The organism is Streptomyces sp. NPDC007872, assembly GCF_042868165.1.
Lineage (GTDB): Bacteria > Actinomycetota > Actinomycetes > Streptomycetales > Streptomycetaceae > Streptomyces.
On sequence record NZ_JBIAEA010000003.1, the window covers coordinates 154,626 to 172,454 of the forward strand.

19 protein-coding genes and 1 pseudogene are annotated in these 17,829 nt (G+C 74.9%); 8 read left to right on the top strand and 12 right to left on the bottom strand.

Features of this window, described 5'->3' with window-relative positions; all coding sequences use genetic code 11:
- The gene (locus ACFYNX_RS11240) at nucleotides 1-1,056 is read left to right on the top strand and encodes an endonuclease/exonuclease/phosphatase family protein (protein ID WP_388660174.1); all 1,056 of its coding nucleotides are present in this window, start codon (nucleotides 1-3) and stop codon (nucleotides 1,054-1,056) included.
- A 3-nt stretch (nucleotides 1,057-1,059) separates the two neighbouring features.
- On the opposite strand, the gene ACFYNX_RS11245 is transcribed toward ACFYNX_RS11240, so the two are convergent.
- A complete protein-coding gene (locus tag ACFYNX_RS11245) occupies nucleotides 1,060-1,986 on the bottom strand; it encodes an aldo/keto reductase (RefSeq protein WP_388660177.1) in 927 nt (308 codons plus the stop codon).
- Nucleotides 1,987-2,219: 233 nt separating this feature from the next.
- Between ACFYNX_RS11245 and ACFYNX_RS11250 the strand changes: the two genes are divergently transcribed.
- On the top strand, nucleotides 2,220-3,203 hold the full coding sequence (locus tag ACFYNX_RS11250) for a helix-turn-helix transcriptional regulator (RefSeq protein WP_365542175.1): 984 nt from the start codon (nucleotides 2,220-2,222) through the stop codon (nucleotides 3,201-3,203).
- Between the two features lie 67 nt (nucleotides 3,204-3,270).
- Here the strand turns inward: ACFYNX_RS11250 and ACFYNX_RS11255 are convergent, their stop codons facing one another.
- The 5 genes from ACFYNX_RS11255 to ACFYNX_RS11275 form a co-directional block, all read right to left on the bottom strand.
- Nucleotides 3,271-3,588, bottom strand: coding sequence for a hypothetical protein (locus tag ACFYNX_RS11255; RefSeq protein ID WP_388660181.1), 318 nt, complete (start codon nucleotides 3,586-3,588; stop codon nucleotides 3,271-3,273).
- The gene (locus ACFYNX_RS11260) at nucleotides 3,578-4,210 is read right to left on the bottom strand and encodes an RNA polymerase sigma factor (protein ID WP_388660184.1); all 633 of its coding nucleotides are present in this window, start codon (nucleotides 4,208-4,210) and stop codon (nucleotides 3,578-3,580) included. Before ACFYNX_RS11260 ends, ACFYNX_RS11255 begins: the two co-directional genes overlap by 11 nt.
- A 223-nt stretch (nucleotides 4,211-4,433) precedes the next feature.
- Nucleotides 4,434-5,006: an antibiotic biosynthesis monooxygenase gene (locus tag ACFYNX_RS11265; RefSeq protein WP_365542181.1), complete on the bottom strand. Its 573-nt coding sequence runs from the start codon at nucleotides 5,004-5,006 to the stop codon at nucleotides 4,434-4,436.
- Nucleotides 5,007-5,161: 155 nt separating this feature from the next.
- A complete protein-coding gene (locus tag ACFYNX_RS11270; protein ID WP_365542183.1) occupies nucleotides 5,162-6,043 on the bottom strand; it encodes a YegS/Rv2252/BmrU family lipid kinase in 882 nt (293 codons plus the stop codon).
- A gap of 200 nt (nucleotides 6,044-6,243) precedes the next feature.
- Nucleotides 6,244-7,839: an FAD-binding oxidoreductase gene (locus tag ACFYNX_RS11275; RefSeq protein WP_388660187.1), complete on the bottom strand. Its 1,596-nt coding sequence runs from the start codon at nucleotides 7,837-7,839 to the stop codon at nucleotides 6,244-6,246.
- A gap of 74 nt (nucleotides 7,840-7,913) precedes the next feature.
- Between ACFYNX_RS11275 and ACFYNX_RS11280 the strand changes: the two genes are divergently transcribed.
- The 3 genes from ACFYNX_RS11280 (at nucleotide 7,914) to ACFYNX_RS11290 (ending at nucleotide 10,930) form a co-directional block, all read left to right on the top strand.
- Nucleotides 7,914-8,552, top strand: coding sequence for a TetR/AcrR family transcriptional regulator (locus ACFYNX_RS11280; protein WP_125666928.1), 639 nt, complete (start codon nucleotides 7,914-7,916; stop codon nucleotides 8,550-8,552).
- Complete coding sequence (locus ACFYNX_RS11285; RefSeq protein ID WP_388660190.1) at nucleotides 8,549-10,126, top strand: glycerol-3-phosphate dehydrogenase/oxidase; 1,578 nt, start codon at nucleotides 8,549-8,551, stop codon at nucleotides 10,124-10,126. Before ACFYNX_RS11280 ends, ACFYNX_RS11285 begins: the two co-directional genes overlap by 4 nt.
- 75 nt (nucleotides 10,127-10,201) lie before the next feature.
- The gene (locus ACFYNX_RS11290; RefSeq protein WP_388660193.1) at nucleotides 10,202-10,930 is read left to right on the top strand and encodes a hypothetical protein; all 729 of its coding nucleotides are present in this window, start codon (nucleotides 10,202-10,204) and stop codon (nucleotides 10,928-10,930) included.
- A 28-nt stretch (nucleotides 10,931-10,958) separates the two neighbouring features.
- Here the strand turns inward: ACFYNX_RS11290 and ACFYNX_RS11295 are convergent.
- The 3 genes and pseudogenes from ACFYNX_RS11295 to mscL form a co-directional block, all read right to left on the bottom strand.
- Nucleotides 10,959-11,802, bottom strand: a pseudogene (locus ACFYNX_RS11295) (alpha/beta fold hydrolase).
- A 4-nt stretch (nucleotides 11,803-11,806) separates the two neighbouring features.
- Nucleotides 11,807-12,424 carry a dihydrofolate reductase family protein gene (locus tag ACFYNX_RS11300; RefSeq protein WP_365542191.1) on the bottom strand — a complete coding sequence of 206 codons (618 nt, stop codon included), beginning with the start codon at nucleotides 12,422-12,424 and terminating at the stop codon, nucleotides 11,807-11,809.
- A gap of 73 nt (nucleotides 12,425-12,497) precedes the next feature.
- Nucleotides 12,498-12,941, bottom strand: a complete 444-nt coding sequence (gene mscL, locus ACFYNX_RS11305; protein WP_365542192.1) for a large conductance mechanosensitive channel protein MscL — start codon at nucleotides 12,939-12,941, stop codon at nucleotides 12,498-12,500.
- Nucleotides 12,942-13,129: 188 nt separating this feature from the next.
- On the opposite strand from mscL, the gene ACFYNX_RS11310 reads away from it, so the two are divergent.
- The gene (locus ACFYNX_RS11310; RefSeq protein ID WP_388660198.1) at nucleotides 13,130-13,879 is read left to right on the top strand and encodes a ZIP family metal transporter; all 750 of its coding nucleotides are present in this window, start codon (nucleotides 13,130-13,132) and stop codon (nucleotides 13,877-13,879) included.
- A 49-nt stretch (nucleotides 13,880-13,928) separates the two neighbouring features.
- On the opposite strand, the gene ACFYNX_RS11315 is transcribed toward ACFYNX_RS11310, so the two are convergent.
- Nucleotides 13,929-14,831 (bottom strand): serine hydrolase, encoded by a 903-nt coding sequence (locus ACFYNX_RS11315; protein WP_388660201.1) that lies wholly within the window; start codon nucleotides 14,829-14,831, stop codon nucleotides 13,929-13,931.
- Complete coding sequence (locus ACFYNX_RS11320) at nucleotides 14,813-15,802, bottom strand: LysR family transcriptional regulator (protein ID WP_388660204.1); 990 nt, start codon at nucleotides 15,800-15,802, stop codon at nucleotides 14,813-14,815. The genes ACFYNX_RS11315 and ACFYNX_RS11320 overlap by 19 nt, the downstream gene beginning before the upstream one ends.
- Nucleotides 15,803-15,984: 182 nt before the next feature.
- Between ACFYNX_RS11320 and bla the strand changes: the two genes are divergently transcribed.
- Nucleotides 15,985-16,908, top strand: coding sequence for a class A beta-lactamase (gene bla / locus ACFYNX_RS11325; protein ID WP_388660207.1), 924 nt, complete (start codon nucleotides 15,985-15,987; stop codon nucleotides 16,906-16,908).
- Nucleotides 16,909-16,947: 39 nt separating this feature from the next.
- Here the strand turns inward: bla and ACFYNX_RS11330 are convergent, their stop codons facing one another.
- Nucleotides 16,948-17,343, bottom strand: coding sequence for a VOC family protein (locus tag ACFYNX_RS11330; protein ID WP_365542201.1), 396 nt, complete (start codon nucleotides 17,341-17,343; stop codon nucleotides 16,948-16,950).
- A gap of 96 nt (nucleotides 17,344-17,439) precedes the next feature.
- Here ACFYNX_RS11330 and ACFYNX_RS11335 point away from each other — a divergent pair, with 96 nt between their 5' ends.
- Entirely contained in the window at nucleotides 17,440-17,823 is a 384-nt protein-coding gene (locus ACFYNX_RS11335; protein ID WP_388660210.1) for a winged helix-turn-helix transcriptional regulator, read from the top strand.
- Nucleotides 17,824-17,829: the final 6 nt, after the last annotated feature.

A 17,829-nucleotide genomic window follows, 5' to 3' on the forward strand; every position in this document is an offset into this window, starting at 1 on the left:
ATGCTCGCGTGGGCCGTGGCGGGGTGGGCGCTGTTCGCCCTGCCGGGCCTGTTCCTCAGTGGGACGTGGTGGCCGTGGCTGCTGCCCGACCTCGTTCCCCCGCTCGCCTTCCTCGCGGTGCCGCTGGTGCTGCTCGCGCTCTGCGCGGCCGTGGGGGACCGGGCGCGCCGCCGGTGGCTGGCCGGGGCGCTGGTGGTGCTGCTGCTCGCCGGGGCCGGGCGGGCGGGGGTGCACTGGGGCGCCCTGGTGCCGGGGGGCGGACCGGGGCCGGCCCCGGCGGGCGCGCTGCGGGTCTTCTCCTGGAACACCCTGTACTGGGACACCACCGACGACCCGGCCGCCTTCCACCGCTTCCTGCGCGCGCGGGACGCCGACGTGTACCTGCTCCAGGAGTACCTGGCCTGGGAGGACGGAACGCACACGGAGATCGACCGGCTGGCCGCGCTGCGCGCCGCCTTCCCCGGCTACCGGGTGGTGGTGCGGGGCGAGCTGGTGACGCTCTCGCGCTTCCCGGTGGTGGCCACTCCCCCGGTCGGCCCGGGGCAGGCGACGGACGACCGGTCGGTGCCGTGGCGGGAGCGGTTCGAGCGGAACAAGGTGCTGCGCACCGACGTCGACGTGGCGGGCCGGGTGGTGTCGTTCTACAACGTGCACGTCCCGGTGCAGGTGGACATCGAGCGGTCGCCGCTGAGCCGGGGCTTCTACCGGGTGGTGCGGGACACCGACGCCGTGCGCAAGCGGCACTACGCGGCGCTGCTCGCGGACGCCCGCGCGAACCCGCATCCTCTGCTGATCTCGGGGGACTTCAACACGACCCCGGCGATGGGCGATCTCGACGGGTTGCGGGGCGCGTTCGCGGACGCGGCGACGGCGTCCTCCTCGGCGCTGCCGGTGAGCTGGGGCGCCGGGCCGCTGCCGCTGTGGCGGCTGGACTGGACGTTCACGGGCGGGGGCCTTCGCGTGCACCGGTACGCGCTGACCGATCCCGGGGACCTGTCCGACCACCGGGGCCAGGAGCTGCTGGTCTCTCCGGCCCCGGCGGCGGGTGGAACCTGAGCGTCAGGCGCCGGCCTCGTCGAGGCGGCGGCGCTGCTCGGGGTCGAGGGTCAGCGTCAGCGCGCCCATGACCTCCTCGATCTGCTCGACGCGGCTGGCGCCGACGATCGGCAGGATCCGCTGCTCGCCGCCGAGCAGCCAGGCCAGCACGACCTGGTTGACGGTGGCGCCGAGTTCGCGGGCGGTCTCGTCGAGCGCGGCGAGCCGGGGCGGGGTGCCGGGGTGGTCGTACGCGTCGGGGATGCCGATCTCGGGCCGGGTGTAGCCGCCGGAGAGCAGGGAGCTGTAGGCCCAGACGGGAAGCTGCTCGGAGCGGGCGTAGTCGAGGTGTTCGCGGGTGACGTGGACGTGCGCCGTGGAGGGCAGTGCCTTGTCGAAGCGGGGCAGCAGGTAGGAGTGGCGGTTCTGCAGGTGGGTGTAGCGGGGGCGCTCGCCGGCCAGGGCGCGGGCGCGCTCGACGCGCCAGGCGGCGTGGTTGCTGGCGCCGAGTTCTCCGGCCTTGCCGTCCTCGACGAGGTCGGCGAGGGCGCCGACGGTCTCCTCCAGCGGGACGGCGCGGTCCTCGACGTGGGCCCAGAAGACGTCGACGCGATCGGTGCCGAGGCGGGTGAGGCTGTCGTCGAGGGCGGTCTTGACGACCTTCTCGGAGAGGCCCTCCCACTCGTCCGTGCCGGGGCGGGGGCGGGCGCCGCACTTGGTGGACAGGACGACGGAGTCGCGGTTGCCGCGGGCGGCGAGCCAGCGGCCGACGGTGACCTCGGACTCGTCGCCGGTGGCGCCGTCGAGCCAGTACGCGTAGTTGTTGGCGGTGTCGACGACGGTGCCGCCGAGTTCGGTGAAGCGGTCGAGGACCGCGAAGGAGGTGGCCTCGTCGACGCCGGTGCCGAAGGGGAGGGCACCGAGGACGACGGTGCGCTGCGGGATCGCCATGGGGGTGTGGTCCTTTTCGATGGAGCGTGGAAGACGGCGAGCGGGTTGGTCTAGTCCAACCCGCCTTCATCCTGGAGCACGAACTCCCGTCCCGCAGCGCTTTCTTGATCCCGTGTCCGTCGACCTGACGAACTTCGGTCACATCTTGATTGGTCCAGACCTACGGCTCGGTAGCGGCATATGATCACCGCGCACGCGCTACGGACACATGGCCTTACCTGGGGGGATACGCCTTGTTGGAGGCGCTGGGAATTCAGCAGTCGGCAGAGATCGTCTACAGACTCATGCTCGACCATCCCGAGGAGGGCGTGGCCGAGCTGGCCGCCCGCCTCGACTGGCCGCAGGAGCGGGTCCGCGAAGCCCTCGGCCGGCTCACCGAGGCCCGTCTCGTCGCCATGGAGGACGGCTCCGGCGACCCCGTCCCGTTCAATCCCGAGGTCAGCTTCTCGTTCCTGCTCGCCCGCGCCGAGGCCGAGTTGAACCGCCGCCGCCGGGACGTCGAGCAGGCCGAGCGGGCGGTGGCCGACATCCTCGCCCGGTACGCCACCGGCCCCGGCTCCGGTCCCGCCCACGACGTCGTGGAGCGGGTGGTGGGCCTGGACGCCGTGCGCCGGCGGCTCGAAGCGCTCGCCGTGGGGGCCCGCGAGGAGTGCCTCTCCCTCCTGGTGGGCGGGGCCCAACTGCCCGACACCATGGACGCCAGCCAGCCCCTCGACCAGCTCGCCCTGGAACGCGGCGTCAAGATCCGCTCCATCTACCAGGAGAGCTTCCGCAACGACCAGCCCACCGTCGACTACGTCCGCTGGTACTGCGAACTCGGCGGCGAGGCGCGGACCGTGCCCGTCGTCCCGCTCCTCATGGTCGTCGTCGACCGGGAGGCCGCCCTCGTCCCCGTCGATCCCCTCGACGGCCGCGCCGGCGCCCTCGAAGTGCGCAGCCCCGGCCTGGTCCACGCGCTCACCGTCCTCTTCGAACGACTCTGGGAGTCGGGCACCCCCTTCGGCGAGGCGCCCCGGCGCGACGCCCACGACCTCTCCCCCCAGGAGCGCGAACTCGTCATGCTCCTGGGCATCGGCTGCACGGACGACATCGCCGCCCGCCGGCTCGGCGTCTCGCTGCGCACGGTCCGCCGGATGAGCTCGGAGCTGATGTCCCGGCTCGGCGCCCGCAGCCGTTTCGAGGCGGGCGTCCGAGCGGTGAAGGAGGGCTGGCTCTGACCGGACCCGGACCGGGCCCGGCCGGAGCGGCGGTGACCGCGCGGTCGTGTCCGCGCGGCGACCACCGTCAGGTGCGTCGCAGGGTGCAGCTCCCCCCTGTGCAGGAACGGCGCAACCGCCCGGCCGAGACGGTCTCCACGAGGCCGATCGTCCAGCACATCGGGCAGCCGCGCAGGGCGATCAGGCCGATCGGGGCGAGCAGGAGGCTCGCGGGACCGACGGCCGGCAGCAGGGCGAGCGACGCGACGAGCGCTCCGAACCCGATCGCACCGCGGGCCAGGTGACGCGGGACGGTGGAGCTTGCGAAGCCGCCGGGCCCCGGCGTGCCGACACCGGCGGGAGCACCGGACGGGGCGGCGCCCGTCGTGGTGGGGTCAGGTGCCATCGCCTTCTCCTTCCGCCCGTACCGGCTCCTCGCGCAGTGCCTCGCGCACCGCCGTACGGGCGCGGTGCAGACGGGACTTCATCGCGGCGGTGCTCAGTCCGAGACGGCTCGCGACGGTGCGGCCGGGCAGGCCCTGGACGTCCCGCATGACCAGCACCCGCCTCTGGTCGGCGGGCAGGGCGGCGACCGCGGCGGCGACGCGCTCGGCTTCCAGCCGCAGCAGGACGTCCTCCTCGGCGGACCGCGCGGCGGCGCCGGACGCGTGGTCCCCGCCCGCCGGCTCGTGCCGCCCCGGGTCGCCGTGGCGCCGGGACGGCCCACGGCCCGGGACGGCCGGGCCGTGGGAGATCAGGCCCCGGGTGCGGCGCAGGCACTCGTTGCGGACGATCCGGAACATCCAGGACGCCAGCGCCCCGGAGGCCCGCAGCATGCCGACCTTGCGGTAGAGGATGATCAGGGCTTCCTGAGCGGCGTCCTCGGCGTCCTGCGGGGTGGCGCACAGCGTGCGGGCGAACCGGTGCACGTGGGGATACGAACCGTGCACCAGATCGGTGAGCGCCTCCGTGTCGCCGCGCTGCGCTGCGGCGACCAGGGCCTCGCCGGGCCAGGTGTGATCAGCCACGCCGGCGCCTCCGGCGGCGCAGCACCGTGACGGTACACGCGCACAGCAGCAGCGCGGCGGCCGCGGCGATGACGACGGGGGTCATGGGGTCCTCCTGGTGGGTCGCGGGGCGGACGGGGTCGTCCGCACACCCATAAGAGCCGGGACGGGCACGAAAGGATTCGCCCCGTGCCGGGATGCGTACGCGTCCGCGCCCGGGCCGCCGTACCGGGCGCGGCGGTGCCTACGGGGTGAGCCAGTCGCGCAGGAGCCTGCTGACGGCCGGCATCGCCACGTACGTCATGAGCACGTTGAAGACGCAGGCCGTGACGGCGTTGCCGAGGAGGAGGGGGAGCGCGGTCAGGTGGGGCAGGAGGAAGAGGCTGCCGAGGACGGAGATCGGGTAGACGGCGAGGGTCGCGCTCACCGCCATCTTCCACCGGGGCGGCGCGGGCCGGGTGGAGCCCGGCTCGGCGAACCAGGTCTCCATGCCGGTGAGTTCCCGCCGGGCGATCTCCGTGTGGTGGTGTCCGTCGCAGTCCGCGAACCAGGCCGCGCGTTCGGGAGAGTCCTGCCAGGTCCGGCACGCCCCGGCGTCCCGGAAGCGATGGACGAGGAACCACGGGGCGTCACCGCCGGAGGAACGGAAGAACCCGTACCCGAGGTGGCCGGGGAAGGCGGCCGCGGCGTCGAGGATGCCCTTCGCCCACCGCTCGAAGGCCGCTTCGTGGCCGGGGTCGACCCGGCGGGCTATCAGGAGGGTGACCTCGCCGGTGTCGGCGGGGACGGTGGCGTGTTCAGGACTCGTCGCGGTCAAGACGGACTCCTCGTGTATCTCGCCGCGCCACCCGTACTGTACGCGCCGCACGGGGCGGACGTCGGCGTCCGGGCCCGGGCGCCACCGGTCGTGACCGGGCCCGGCCGTGCGGCCGGGGCGGCCGCGAATGCTCCCGGCGCACCGCTCCGGGCGGATCAGGCCAGGACCCGGAGGGCCTTCGGCTGCACCCGGACGGTCACCGGCAGGACCGAGTCGACCTCGCCGTCGGCGCCGTAGGGGAGGGCCCGGTCCGCCTCGATGCGGATCTCCTTCCCGCGCAGGATCTCCACCTGGGGGCGCCGCACGTGCGCGCCGGTCTTCAGCTCGTTCATCACCGCGAAGAAGTGGCGCTTCGAGGTGTGGGTGATGACGACGACGTCCAGGAGGCCGTCGTCGAGCCTGGCGTCGGGGGCGATGTTCCTGCCGAAGCCGTAGAAGCCGGAGTTCGCGGCCACGACCGTGTAGCCGGTGCGCTCGTGCACGACCCCGTCGACGGTGACGCGGTAGGCCGCGGGCTTCCAGGCGAGGACGGCCCGCAGGCCGCCCGCGTAGTACGAGGCCGCTCCCCGCAGGAGTCGCGACGCGTTCGCGTGGCGGTTGGCGATCGCGTCGATGCCCGCGTACACGCTGCCCAGGACGGAGGTGCGCGCGTGCGCGGCGGACTCCACCTCGATCGTGTCCACCGCGCGCGGCTCGCCGTCGAGCAGTGTCCGCGCGAGGGAGGGGGCGTCGGCGGGCAGGCCGAGCGCACGGGCGAAGTCGTTGCCCCGGCCTGCGGGGACCAGGCCGAAGAGCGTGTCCGTACCGCTGAGCGCGCCGCCGACGCAGCCGGCCATTCCGTCACCGCCGACCGCGAGCACGACGTCTCCTCGTTCGCCCGCCCGGTGGGCGAGTTCGCGCGCGTGCTCCAGGCTCCGGCTGTAGACGGTGTCGAGCCGCGCGCCCTCCTGCCGCAGCGACCGGGCCAGGGGGATCAGGGCCGCCACGCCGCTGGAACCGCCTGCGGTGGGGTTGACGACGGCGGTGAACTGTCGCATGGGTGGGGCCTCCGGAGGGGAGAGAGGGAGCGGCGGGCGGGGGTGGGGAGCGGTTGGTTCCGGCGAACGGTTCCGGCGGCCGGGGTGGTGTACCGGTGCGGGAGCGGTGACGGCCGGGATCCGGTGGCCCGTGGGGGCCGGCGGCCTGCCCGCCGGCCCGCGGAGGGGGGTGGGACCCGCGGACCGGCGGGGGCTCGGGTTCAGCGGACGGGGACGAGGACCCCGGGGTTGAGGACGCCGGACGGGTCCACCTCGGCCTTGACGGCCTGGAGGAGCCGGACGCCCAGGGGGCCGATCTCCCGGACGTACCAGTCGCGGTGGTCCGTGCCGACGCCGTGGTGGTGGCTGATCGTGCCGCCCGCCGCGAGGATCGCGTCGTTCGCGGCGCGCTTCGCGGGCTCCCAGTGGGCGACCGGGTCCTCGCCCTGCGCGGAGACGACGGTGAAGTAGAGCGAGGCGCCGTTCTCGTAGACGTGGGAGACGTGGCACATGACCAGCGGCGGAGTGCCGGCCTCGGTCAGGGCCGTCGTCAGCGCCTCGCGCACGTCGGCGTACAACCGGGGCAGCGCGGACCAGAACGCCGCGGTCTCCAGGGTCTCGGCGAAGGCGCCGGCGTCGAGCAGCGCGTCGCGCAGGTACGGCGCGTTGTAGCGGCCGTGCGCCCACCGGTCGCCGGGTTCCTCGCCGATGTACTCGCCGCCGGCGTCGAGCAGGACCTCGCGGGCGGCGGCGCGGCGGGTCGCGGTGTCGATCTCGGTCCCCTCGTATCCGGCGACGGCCACGCAGCCCCCGCCCGACGGAGCGTCGGAACCGCCGATCGCGTCCGGCTGCGCGAGCCCGACGAAGGTCTCCGTCTCGTCGGAGAGGCGCAGCACCGTGGGGCGCGGGCCGTCCTGGGCGAGCCGGCGGAGGGCCGCGGTGCCCGCCTCGAAGGAGGAGAAGCGCCAGCCCTCGTAGACGCGGCGGCGGGGCAGCGGGCGGACGCGCACGGTCACGGCCGTGATGACGCCGAGGGCGCCTTCGGAGCCGAGGACCAGTTGGCGCAGGTCGGGGCCGGCGGCCGAGCGGGGCGCGCGGCCCGTGTCGAGGGTGCCCTCGGGGGTGGCGAGGGTGAGCGCGAGGACCATCTCGTCGAAGCGGCCGTACCCGGCCGAGGCCTGGCCGCTGGAGCGGGCGGCGGCGAAGCCGCCGACGGACGCCCACTCGAAGGACTGCGGGAAGTGGCCGAGGGTCCAGCCCTTGTCGTTCAGGAGCGCCTCGACGCGCGGGCCGCGCAGTCCGGGTTCGAGGGTGGCGGTGCGGGAGACCTCGTCGATCGCCACCAGCCGGTCGAGGCGGCGCAGGTCGAGGGCGACGAACGGCCGCTTCGTCTCGGGCGCCAGGCCGCCGACGACGGAGGTGCCGCCGCCGAACGGGACGGCCGACAGGCCGTGTTCGGCGCAGGCGCGCAGGACGGCCACCACTTCGTCGTGGCTGCCCGGCAGGACGACGGCGGCCGGCACGTCGGCGACCTCGCCCGCGCGGATGCGCAGGAGGTCGGGGGTGGACTTGCCCCGGGTGTGCCGGATGCGGCTCTCGGCGTCGTCGCGCAGGGCGTCCTCGGCGGCGAGCACCCCGGCAAGCGCGGCGCGCGCCCCGCCGGTCAGGGGCGAGGGCGGTACGTCGACGGCGTCGAGGGTCGCCGGTCCGCTCGGGCGGGGGGTGACGCCGAGCAGGTCGCGCAGCAGACCGATGACCGCGTCGGGCAGGGGGGCCGCCTTGGCCGGGTCTCCCCAGCCGCTCCACAACATGTCCACTTCGAGGCGTTCCTCTCGGTCTGTTCCACGGTCGGTGCTGCCGTTCGGCCCGCACTGGCATTACACTGTGACAGATGACGCCCATTCGTCACAACCATTCCGACCGGACGGAACCGGACCGGTCCGATCGCAACCGCTCGGACACCGACCTCCTCCTGGACGCGGCGCGCGACTGCGTGCTCGCCGTCGGCGTACGCCGGACGACGCTGACCGACGTCGCCCGGCGCGCGGGCGTGTCCCGGATGACGCTGTACCGCCGGTGGCCCGACGTCCGCAGCCTGGTCGGCGACCTGATGACCCGTGAGTGGATCGCGGCCGCCGCGGGTGCCATGCCGGCCGGTGCGGACGGCCGGCCCGTCCGGACGCGGCTCGTGGACGGGCTCGTCGCGGCCGCCACGGCGCTCAGGTCCCACCCGCTCTTCCACAAGATCCTCGACGTGGATCCCGAGCTGCTCCTGCCGTACGTCCTCGACCGCAGGGGGGCCAGCCAGGAGGCCTTCCTGGAGCTCCTCGTCACCGCGATCGGCGCGGGCCACGAGGACGGGTCCGTGCGCCGGGCACCGGTGGACCTCCAGGCCCGGTCCCTGCTGCTCGTCGTGCAGTCCTTCACGCTCTCGCTGCGCACCATGGCCGACGAGACCGATCCCGACCTGAGCGAAGCCGCCTTCCTGGGCGAGCTGCGCACCCTGCTGGAGAGGACCCTCACCCCGTGACCCCCACGAGCAGCCCCTTCCCGTCCGCCTCCTCGCTGAACGCCGCGCGCCGCGCGCGCGAACTCGCCCGGCTCGCCGACGGCGAGGAGGTCGACGTCCTCGTCGTGGGCCTCGGCGCGACCGGCGCCGGCGTGGCGCTGGACGCGGCCACGCGCGGACTGCGCGTGGCCGCGATCGACGCCCACGACCTCGCGTTCGGAACGTCGCGGTGGAGCTCGAAGCTGGTCCACGGCGGACTGCGCTACCTCGCCACCGGGCAGCTCGACGTGGCCCACGAGAGCGCCGTCGAACGCGGGATCCTGATGGAGCGGACGGCGCCCCACCTGGTCCGCGCCCAGCCGTTCGTCCTCCCCCTCACCCCGCTCGTCGGCCGCGGCCAGGCCGCGCTGGCGCGGGCCGGCTTCCTCGCCGGCGACGCCCTCCGGGTCTCCGCCCGTACGTCGCGCCGCACGCTGCCCGCGCCGCGCACCCTGTCCGCCGTCGAGACGCGCCACCTCGCCCCCGTCCTGCGGTCCACCGGGCTGCGCGGCGGTCTGCTCTCCTGGGACGGCCGGCTCACCGACGACGCGCGCCTGGTCACCGCGATCGCCCGCACCGCGGCGGCGCACGGCGCGCGGATCCTCACCCGCACCCGCGCGCTCGCACTCGACGGCGGCGGCGCGCGGGTGCGCGACGAGACGACCGGCGAGGAGCTGCGCATCCGCGCCCGCGCGGTCGTCAACGCGGCCGGGGTGTGGGCGGGCGGCCTCGTCGGCGACGTCCGGCTGCGCCCCTCCCGCGGCACCCACCTGGTCCTGCGCGACCGGAACCTCGGCGGGCTCGCCACGGGGCTGCACATCCCGATCCCGGGCGAGGCCAACCGCTTCGTCCTGGTCCTCCCCCAGGGCGACGGCCGGGTGTACGTCGGGCTCACCGACGAACCCGTCGACGGCGAGGTCCCCGACGTCCCGGACGTGCCCGAGACCGACATCGGCTTCCTCCTCGACGTCCTCGGCTCCGCCCTCGACGTCACCCTCCGGCGCGGGGACGTCGTCGGGGCCTTCGCGGGGCTGCGCCCCCTCCTGGACACGCGCGGCGAAGAGGGCCGCACCGCCGACATCTCGCGCAAGCACGCGGTCCTCCACTCCCCCGACGGCGTCGTGACCGTGGTCGGCGGCAAACTGACGACCTACCGGCGGATGGCGCAGGACGCCCTGGACGCCGCCGTGACCGCCCGCGCCCTGGACGCCGGTCCCTGCCGCACCGCTTCGGTGCCCCTCGTGGGCGCGGCCGCGCCGCGGACCCTGGCCGGTCTCGACGCCCCGTCGCACCTCGTACGCCGCTACGGAACCGAAGCCGTCGCCGTGCACGAGATGGGCCTCGAACGACCGGAGCTCGCGCTCCCCGTCGTACCCGGGCATCCCGTCACGCGCGCCGAACTGCTGTGGGCGGTCCGTCACGAGGGCGCCCTGGACGCCTCCGACCTCCTCGACCGCCGCACCCGGATCGGGCTCGTCGCCGAGGACCGGGCCGTGGCGGAGGCCGAGGCGGCCGGGGTGCTGGCGGAGGCGGTCGGGGGTCACGGGGGCAGGTGAGGTCGGGTCGGGCCGGATCGGGTCGGGGCAGGCCGGGACCGGTCCGGTCGGGTCCGGTCGGGCAGACTGTGCGGGATGGACGACTATCGACCGGTGGACCGGTATCCCGCTCCGGAGCGGTACGGACGCCTGCGCGTGGAGACGGCCGGTCTCGGCCCGGCCCGTTGGCTCACCGAGCGCGCCCCGGGGGACGGCGGCCTCGGGACGGTGGCGGGCGTCGCCGCGCCCGGGTTCGCCGCCTACGCCCGGATCCTGCATCCGGCGTCCCTGGACGAGCGGCCGGTGCGCTGGGCGGCGGTGGCCGCCGCCCACGGGCGCGCGATGACACCCGCCACGGACTGGCACGAACTGATCGGGGCGGATCCCTCCTACCACAACGCCTCCGAGTACGGTCTGCCCGGCGTGTGGGACGAGCACCCGGCGGAGGGTCCGACCCCGCCGGACGTCGCCCGGGCCCTGATCCCCGTCCTGGCCCGGCACACCCGGACCCCCGAACAGTGCTGGTTCGGTCTGTGGAACGGCTACGGGCGGTGGGACTTCGACCGGTTCCCCTCCTTCGAGACGCCCGGACGGGACGAGGTGCTGCTCGCCGGGACGCTGGCCGATGCCGTCTCGCCGGTGTCCCTGGACGAGTTCGCCGAACTGCCCGACCTGTGGTGGCCGCAGGACCGCGCCTGGTGCCTGGGCGGTGACGTGGACCTGGTCAGCACCTACATCGGCGGGTCGCGGGAGCTCGTCGCCGACCTGCTGGCCGCTCCGGAACTGGAGGCGCGTCCGACGGCGCCCGGGGAGAAGGTCGGCTGAACCACGCCGCGAGCGGCCCCCGGTTCCCCTACCCGAGGGCGAGCATCGCCGCGGCGACCTCGCCGACCGCCGCGTCGGGGATCGCGGTGGCGGCCTCCTCCAGGACGAGGAGCCGTGCCCCGGGGATCTCGCGGGCGAGCGCCTCGCCGTTGCCGAGGGGGAAGAACCGGTCGTGGCGGCCGTGGACGACGAGCGTGGGGACCCCGATCCCGGGCAGGCGCTCGCGCCAGCGGGGCGCGCAGTCGAGTGCGGAGAACACCGTGCCCATCTGGTTGGCCGTCTGGACCGGGGGCGCGGTGCCGGGCGTGCGGTCCCAGACGCGTGCGGCGACCGCGCGCGCGGCGGCGGGGTCGTCGCCGAGGATCTCCGCGCCGGCGGCGGCGAACTCCGCGACCGCCTCGCGGTCGGTCCAGTCGGGCGCCGGGAGCGCGAACAGCCGGGTCATCGCCGCCCGGTCGTGGTCGGGGAGGTCGTCGTCGGGGGGGGCCGGGGGCGACCGCGCGGGTGCCCACCAGGGTGAGCGCCGAGAACGCGCCCGGGTGGTCGAGCGCGGCCACCTGGGCGACCATCCCGCCGACGCCGATGCCCGCGAGGTGCGCGGGTCCCCCGCCGAGCGCGTCGACGAGGGCCGCCGCGTCGGCGGCGAGGTCCCTCAGCGTGTAGGCGGGCGCTCCCGGGTCCGTCGTCGTCGACTCCCCGCTGTCGCGCAGGTCGTGGCGCACCGCGCGCCGGCCGCCGGCGGCGAGGCGCTCGCACAGCGCGCCGGGCCAGGAGAGCATCGTCGTCCCGCCCGCGAGCAGGACGAGCGGCGCGCTGTCGGCACCGAACGACTCGACGCCCAGGGCGACCCCGTTGACGTGGACCGTGGTCATCGGATCACCTCGTGACGTCATAGGTCAGGTGCGTCGCGGTCGACGTCGGGAGCACGCCGGTCCGTACGAGCGCGTACGGCGCTCCCCCGGTGAACAGCGGGGTCCCGGCGCCCAGCACGACGGGCGCGAGGTGCAGCGTCAGGACGTCGACGAGCCCGGCTTCGAGTGCCGAGCCGATCGTGGCGCCGCCGCCCATGAGGACGACGTCGAGGTCTTCGCCGGTGCGTGCCGACGCCGCCTCGGCACGCGCGCGGGCGGCGGCGACGGCGTCGGGCAGACCGGTGGTGACGAACGTCCAGTCGAGGTCGGCGAGCCGTACCGACTCCGGCACCGAGCCCGTCACGACGACGAAGGCGGGCCTGCCCGCCTCGTCGGCGCCGTAGCCGACCTCGTCGTCCCACCCGCCGGGTCCGTCGACGAGGTCGAAGAGGCGGCGTCCGAGGACGACGGCGCCCGAGCGGGCGGTCCCCTCCCGCAGGAGGCGGCGGTCCTCGGGATCGTCGGAGAACGCCCAGGTGTGCAGCGCCTCGCCTCCGGTGCCCAGGCCCTTGCCCGGGCCGGGGTCGGGGCCCGTGACGAAGCCGTCGAGGGAGACCGAGATGTCGGCGATGATGCGCGTCATACCAGGGTGGACCGGATCCGTCCCCGGAACTCATCGCTCGCCCGTGGAGGACGTCGCGGCAGCGCGACCCCGGTCAGTCGACGCGCTGGGTCCTGTCCTCCGGCTGGACGGGTACGGCGGGCAGGGGGGCGGTGCACGACGCGCAGCGGCGGGCCCGGGCGGGGACGGGGCTGAGGCATTCGGGGCAGTCACGCTTGGGAGCCTGGACGTCCTGGTGCGGCGCGAGGCGCTCGTGCAGCTTGTTGATCGGCAGCACCACGAGGAAGTACAGGGCGCCGGCGAGGAGCAGGAAGCTGATCACCGCGGTGATGAAGGCGCCGTAGGGGAACTGGGTGGCGCCCACGGCGAAGGTCTTGCGGTTCATGTCGCCGGTGGCGCCGGCGGCCAGGCCGACCAGGGGCGTCAGGAAGGCGCTCACGAAACCGTTGACGACGGCGGTGAACGCCGCCCCGATGACGATGCCCACGGCCAGGTCGACCACGTTTCCGCGCAGGATGAAGCTGCGGAATCCTTTCACCTTCTCGCTCCTCGGAGTTCTTCGACGTCGACGGGCGGCCCGGGAGTGCGGCCGGTTCCTTCCCCGGATGCCCGGTCGCGTCCCGCCCATACCTGCCGGGTGCCGGCCGGAATCGTTTCGGTGTTCGTTTTTCGTTCCCCGGGGGGTAGGAGGGGCGGGTCTGTCGACGATGGTGAGAGGGGCCGGTTGTGGCGGGAGCGTTGGTTGCGGGCGCGTGGGGCCTGTTCGCGGGGACGGCCCTGCTGGTGGGGGCGGCCGTCGGCACGTTGGTGCGGGTTCCGCCCCGGCTGATCGCCCTGGTCATGGCCTTCGGCAGTGGTGTCCTGATGGCCGCGGTGTCGTTCGAACTCATCGCCGAGGCGTACGAGCGCTCCGGCATGGTGCCCGTGGTCACCGGCGCCGTCGGCGGTGCCGTCGTGTACTCGGGGGCCAATGCCCTCCTGGCGCGGCGCGGGGCGCGGCACCGGAAGCGCTCCGGGGAGCAGCAGCCCTCCGAGGGCGAGGCGCCGGGGTCGGGCAACGCCATAGCCCTGGGGGCGCTGCTGGACGGGGTCCCGGAATCCGTCGTCATCGGCACCAGCCTGCTGGGAGGCGGGCACCTGGGAGTGGCGACGGTGGGGGCGGTCTTCATCAGCAACCTGCCCGAGGGGCTCGCGAGCGCCGCCGGGATGCGTGCCGCCGGACGCGGTCGCGGCTACGTGTTCGCCCTGTGGGGAGGCATCGCGGTGGTCAGCGGTCTGGCGGCGCTGGCCGGGTACGCCCTGCTGGGCGGCGCGTCCGCGGCGGTGATGGCGACGATCACGGCGGTGGCGGGCGGGGCGATCCTGGCGATGGTCGCGGACACGATGATCCCCGAGGCGTACGGCAGGGTGCACCTGATGACGGGCCCGGTCACCGTGGTCGGCTTCCTGTCGGCGTTCGCCCTGGCCCACCTCTAGGACGGGACCGGGACCAGAGCCGGCGCCTCTTCCGACCGCGGCCGGGGCGTCAGACGTGGCGGAGGTGGTCGCGCAGGGTGCGGGCCGCCTGGCCCATCAGGGCGTCCGCGCCGGGCTGGACGGCGGCCGGCACCAGGGATTCGGTGAGCACCGCCACGGCGTAGGCGTCGCCGTCGGCGTGCTCCACCACGCCGATCTCGTGCCGGAGGTTGAGCAGGGTGCCGGTCTTGGACCACCAGGTGGTCGCGTCCGAGGCGAAGTCGGGGGTGAGGCGATGGCGGAGCACGTTGTGCAGCATCAGTCCGCGCACCGCCTCCGCGACCCGCGGGTGGAGGGCCGTGGGCGCCCAGAGTTCCTGGAGCAGGTCGGCCCAGGCCCTGGCGCTGCCGGTGTTGGCGCGCGTCGTGTCGAGCTGCGGCACCCGGTGGCCGCGGCCGCCGGTGCCGGCGTCGATGGCCAGCGCGTGCGCGAGGTGCGCCTGGGCGGGGTCGAAGCGTTCGACGGGGGTGTCGCCGAGCTCGTCGACGGTGTGGCGCACGGAGATGCCGTGGATGCCGAACTCCCGCAGGAGCGAGGTGACGTGTGCGGGCGGGGTGAGGCCGAAGAGGGTGTCGGCGGCCCGCTCGTCGCTCAGGCAGGTGCTCAGGTAGAGCAGGTCCTCGACGGCGATCCGCGCGGGGTGGCGGAAGCGGGTCAGACCGGTGGGTCCGGGGGCGGTGCTGCGTCCCGGGGCGACGTCGAGCGGGGCGGCGCCGTCGAGTTCGCCGCGCCGGACGCGCTCGAAGGTCGCCACCGCCAGGGGGATCTTGACCAGGGAGGCCGAGGGCAGGACGGTGTCCGGGTCGACGCCGACCTCCTCGCCGGTGCGCAGGTTCCGCACCAGAAGGGAGCCTCGTAGTCCACCGTCCGTCAGCCGCCGCCGCACCTCGTCGGTCAGCGTGTCGGTGCGCACGTGCCGGTCTCCCGTCCCTCGTCCGTGGTTCCGTCCGTGTTCCGCGCCGCGGTTCCGTCCTCGTCCGTGGTTCCGTCCGTGTTCCGCGCCGCGGTTCCGTCCTCGTCCGCGCCCAGGCAGCGGGCGAGGGCGCGGCCCAGGCGGCTGACCGTCCCGGCCGGGTCCCCGGCGTCCGCCGCGCGGAGCGCGAACCCCCGGACCGGGGTGAGTCCGCCCGTCGGCCGCCAGTGCAGGCCGAGCCCGGCGGCCTGCCCCGGTGAGCAGAGCAGCAGGTCGTCCCCGTACAGCACCTCGGCCACCGCGTCCGTCAGGTCGGTCGCCGCGGCGAACTGCGCGGGGCGCAGTCCGACCGCGTCCCGCAGGCGTGCCAGGGGATCGCGGACGTGCGGCACGTCGTCCTCGGGCTGGATCCACAGCTTCCGTGCCGGGCCCCGGTCGGTCCGGCCGACCCGCAGGGTCTCCAGCCAGACGCGGCGTACGCCGGGATCGGCGGCCGTGGCGACGCCCAGCGGCACCGACCAGACCGCCTCGTCGGGCGGCACCGCCAGCACCGCGGCCCGCACCTGCCGGGCACGTACCAGGTCCCGGCGTTCGGCGGGCGGCGCGATCCGCAGGTCGAGGGCGATGCCGAGGGCGCGGGCGTCGGCGACGAGGCGCGCCAGCGCCACCGTGCCGCAGACGGCGGGCACCGCGATCCGCCACGGTCTGCGCCGTGCCGTCTCGGCCTCGTGGAGCAGGACGTCGGCGGCGCGCACCAGGGCCCGCGCCGACGGCAGCAGGTCCCGGCCGAACGGGGTGAGCACCGCGCGGCGCGAGGTGCGTTCGAAGAGCTGTTCGCCCACGTGCTCCTCCAGCGCGGCGACGCGGCGGCTGGCCACCGGCTGGGACATGCCGGCCGCGGCCGCCCCGGCGGTGAAACCGCCGTGTTCGCTCACGCTGACGAAGGCTCGACTCGCTGCCACCAGATCCACGCCCCGCACCCTACGCGCCGCCGCGTTCCATGCCGATTCCGCATGGAACGGCACGTGGCGGCATTGGACCGCATGGCGACGGCGGGCGAATGTGGTCGGGTACTCATGACACGCACCGGGCCGGTGCCGTGCGGGCCCGGCCCCTACGCGCCCCTGCCCGGGGCGCACCGGAGGTCCGGACCATGCAGCCCACCCGCGTCAGGCGCGTCCTCACGGGATTCGCCGCCGCGCTCGTCCTCGTCCCGCTGACCGCCTGCGCCGAACAGAGGGCGCAGGCCTCCCCGCCCGTCCCCGTCTCCCCCGCCTCCCCCTCCGCCGACACCTCCCACCGGCGTGAGTTCCGCGCCCTGGAGGAGGCGTTCGACGCCCGCCTCGGCGTCTACGCGATCGACACCGGCACCGGCCGCGAGATCACCCACCGGGACGGCGAACGGTTCCCCTACGCGTCCACCTTCAAGGCCCTGGCCGCCGGCGCCGTGCTGCGCGAGGAGGGGCTGGGCGGCATGGAGCGCGTCGTGCGGTACACGAAGGACGAGCTGGTCGACCCGTCGCCGGTCACCGAGAAGCACGTCGACACGGGGATGACGCTGGACGCCCTCGCCGACGCCGCCGTCCGGTACAGCGACAACACGGCGGGCAACCTGCTCTTCGAGGAGCTGGGCGGTCCGAAGGGCCTCCAGGCCGTGCTGCGGTCGATCGGCGACGGCGTGACGCGGATGGACCGGATCGAGCCGGGGCTCGGGGACTGGAGGCCGGGCGAGGTCCGGGACACCAGTTCGCCGCGGGCGCTCGCCGGTGACCTGCGCGCCTTCGTCCTCGGCGACGTGCTGCGTGCTCCCGAGCGGAAGCGGCTCACGACGTGGCTGAGGACCAATCTGACGGGTGACGGGACCATCCGTGCCGGAGTGCCCGACACGTGGGTGGTCGGGGACAAGACGGGGACGGCGACGACGTACGGCGGACGCAACGACATGGCCGTGGTCTGGCCCCCGGACGGGGCGCCGATCGTGATGGCGATCCTGTCGACCCGTTCCGACCGGGAGGCGGAGCCCGACGACCGGCTGATCGCCCGGGCCGCCTCCGTGGTCGCCGGGGCGCTGCGCTGAGCGGGCGCGCCCGGAGTCGTGGCGCTTGCCGGGAGGAGGTCACTCCGCCGGGGGCTCCGACGCGCGGGTGAGTTCGCGGAGCAGTTCCGCGTTCCACTCGACGTACTCGACGCCCGCTCCGTCCGCGTGGCGGGCGTAGAGGAACCGTCCGGTCGGGCCGTCGGTCGCGGGGGTGGTGAGGGTGGCTCCGGCGGCCTTCAAGGTCTCCTGGAGGGCGTCGAGGTCGTCGACGACGACGGTGGCGGAGGCGTGCTCGTACTTCGCGCGTTCCCCGGCCGGCCCCGCGATGACCAGGAAGTCGCCGATGGCCCCGAGGGCGACCTCGTGGAACGTCAGCCGCAGGTGGGGCCGCTCGCCCGTGAGGCGCTCCAGGAGCGGCAGGGCGCGGTCGAGGTCGTCGACCCACAGGCGCGCGTAGGTCTTCAGGATGGTCATGTGCTCGCTCCCCCAGGTCGCTTCCGGTTGTTCGGCAACGGTAGGGGAGTCTGTTCCGACGGGGGAGAACGCACTTTTCCGTGAGAGGGGCACCTGATGGAAACCGAGCAGGACGGGGACGCGACGCGCGCCGATTCCCTGGCACGCGAGATCTTCTCGGGGGTGGCCAACAAATGGGCCCCGCTGATCATCGACGTCCTGGGAGCGCGGACGCTGCGGTTCACCGAGCTGAGGGCCGAGGTGGAGGGCATCAGCCACAAGATGCTCACGCAGACCCTGCGCGGGCTGGAACGGGACGGGGTGGTGCACAGGACCGTGTACGCGACGGTTCCGCCGCGCGTGGACTACCGGCTCACCGAGGCGGGCGCGGCGTTGCGCGACACGGTCAACGGCATGTGTGCCTGGGCCCGCCGCCACCTGGGCGAGATCGAGGCCGCGCGGCGCCGCTTCGCCGAACGGGAACACGGCGCCGCGCGGTGAGCCGCG